The organism is Paraburkholderia phenoliruptrix, from assembly GCF_902859825.1.
Lineage (GTDB): Bacteria > Pseudomonadota > Gammaproteobacteria > Burkholderiales > Burkholderiaceae > Paraburkholderia > Paraburkholderia phenoliruptrix.
In genome coordinates this window covers 1-2,510 of sequence record NZ_CADIKB010000102.1, presented here as the reverse complement: position 1 = coordinate 2,510, position 2,510 = coordinate 1, and the positions used below count along the sequence as shown (strand labels likewise).

2 protein-coding genes are annotated in these 2,510 nt (G+C 60.2%); both read left to right on the top strand.

Translation table 11 applies throughout. The features are described 5' to 3' along the window. Nucleotides 1–135 precede the first annotated feature (135 nt). On the top strand, nt 136–1,638 hold the full coding sequence (gene istA / locus HV711_RS33115) for an IS21 family transposase (RefSeq protein ID WP_035486539.1): 1,503 nt from the start codon (nt 136–138) through the stop codon (nt 1,636–1,638). Further along, entirely contained in the window at nt 1,635–2,456 is an 822-nt protein-coding gene (gene istB, locus HV711_RS33110; protein ID WP_035486542.1) for an IS21-like element helper ATPase IstB, read from the top strand. The genes istA and istB overlap by 4 nt, the downstream gene beginning before the upstream one ends. Nucleotides 2,457–2,510: the final 54 nt, after the last annotated feature.

Genomic DNA, 2,510 nt, shown 5'->3' with positions numbered 1-2,510 from the left:
CCGGTCGTTGACAACTATCCTGGCCGGTGGTGAGGAGTCGAAGGCGGCGTAGCCGCCGGAGACGACGAGCCATCGGCGCTGTCGGATCGACGGGCCTAGGATGGCTGACTGAAGCTAAAAAGAAGCGGTCAGCCCATGTCTGAAACCCGCATCACCGACCAACAGGTCCGGCTCTATATGAACAAGCGCAAACACAACACCCAAGAAGCCGCCGCTGCCAAGGTAGGCATGAGCTCGCGCACGGCTCGGCGCATTGAGCGCGCGACCAGCTTGCCTTCGCAGAAGGCGAAGCGTGATTGGCGTACCCGTACAAACCCGTTCGCCGACGTTTGGGAAGGCGAAGTGGTCCCGTTGCTGCGCAGTGCCCCGCGGCTGATCCCGGTCACGATCCTGCACAAGCTGCAGGAGGATCACCCGGGCCGGTTTCCGGATAGCATGCGACGCACGCTTGAGCGGCACATCAGCCAATGGCGTGCGCTCGAAGGTCCGGGCAAGGAAATCTTCTTTCCGCAGGAGTATCTACCAGGGATACGAGGCCTGTCGGACTTCACTCACATGGAGAAACTGTGCGTGACTCTCGGCGGTGTCCCGTTTGACCACCTGCTGTATCACTTCGTACTGGCGTTCTCTCGCTGGGAGTACGCCTGCGTGATTGATGGCGGAGAGAGTTTCGAAGCGCTCGCGACAGGGTTACAGAATGCGCTGTGGCAGGCTGGCGGCTGCCCACGCGAACACCGCTCGGACAGCCTGTCGGCGGCCTTCAGGAATCTGCAGGAGCAGGAGGACTTCACAACCCGGTATGCATCGCTGCTCGAACATTACGGCATGGAGGGCACGCGCAATAACCGGGGTCTCGGTCACGAGAACGGAAGTGTGGAATCCTCACATCGCTACCTGAAGGACGCCGTCGATCAGGCCCTGGAACTGCGAGGTCATCGTGATTTCGCTGATCGTTCAGCCTATGACGAGTTCGTACGCGGGGTAGTGATGCGTCGGAACCGGCGCAATTCGGCAGCGTTTCGCGTCGAGCGTGAACACCTGCAGGATCTGCCTGAGCTCCGTACCACGGACTTCGTCGAGGAAGAGGCGCGCGTGACCCGCTGCAGTACCTTCACCGTGCGCAACATTCTTTATAGCGCCCCGTCTCGCCTGATTGGTCATATGCTCAAGGTGCGTCTGTACATCGACCGACTTGATTGCTATCTGTCTGGCGCGCTGGTGCACAGCACGCCACGGGGAACGGTTACGCCCGGGCGCAGCCGGGGTCACGCCATCGATTACCGTCACTTTATCGATTCGCTCAAGCGCAAGCCACAGGCCTTTAAAGGGCTGGCATTTCGCGACAGCCTGTTTCCACGTGATGCGTACCGCCGCACCTGGGAGCAACTGGACGTAAAGCTGTCACAACGCAGCGCCTGTAAGACCATGGTGGGCCTGCTTGAGCTGGCCGGTAACCACGGCGTCGAAGCGCAACTGGCTGAGCGGCTTGAAGCATTGCTCGAACTCGGTGAGCTGCCTAATCTGAAGACGCTGTTCGATGAGTTCGCGCCGCGTCAGCGCGAGTGTCCTGTCGTCGTGGTCGAGATGCCATCCGCAGAGGTCTATGACGCATTGCTCGATGAGGAGGTGCCGGTATGAACGCCCCTGCTTGCGATGCCGGCCGCATGGCGCTGATGCTCAACGAGTTGCGGCTGCCGACGATCGGCCGGTTGTGGCCGGACTTCGCCGAACGCTCGGACAAGGAGGGCTGGCAGGCGTCCCGACTGCTCGGCGCGCTGTTTGAGCATGAACTTGCCGAGCGGGCCCAACGACGGATCGAGCGTCATCGTATCGAATCGCATATGGACCCGACCAAGACGCTCTCCACCTTCGACTTCGGCGTTGTTCCGATGGTCTCGAAGGCGCATGTAATGGCGCTGACCACCGGCGATTCGTGGCTCGAAAAAGGCGCCACGATCCTCCTGTTTGGGCCACCCGGCGGCGGGAAAAGTCATTTGGGATCGGCCATTGGCCATGCGTTGATCGACGCCGGCTATCGCGTACTGTTCATGCGGACCAGTGAGATCGTGCAGAAACTTCAGGTCGCGCGTCAGAGCCTCCAACTGCCTTCGGCGCTCGTCAAACTCGATCGGTTCGACCTGATCATCCTGGACGATCTGTCGTATGTGAGGAAAGACCAGGCCGAAACCAGCGTGCTGTTCGAGCTGATCGCTGAGAGGTATGAGCGCAAGAGTCTTCTCATCACGGCCAATCAGCCGTTCTCGGGCTGGAATGACGTATTCCCTGACCCGGGCATGACGGTGGCCGCTATCGACCGGCTCGTCCATCACTCGACGATCTTCGAGCTGAATGTTGAGAGCTATCGGCGCCGCAAAGCCAACGACAAACAGAAGGAACGCCGGCGTCAATTACCCAACGACAATTACGACGGAGCGACGACAACTATGAACCCATGACGTGATCACGACAATTACCCCCGTCGACCGGACAACATAGTTGTCGACGACCGA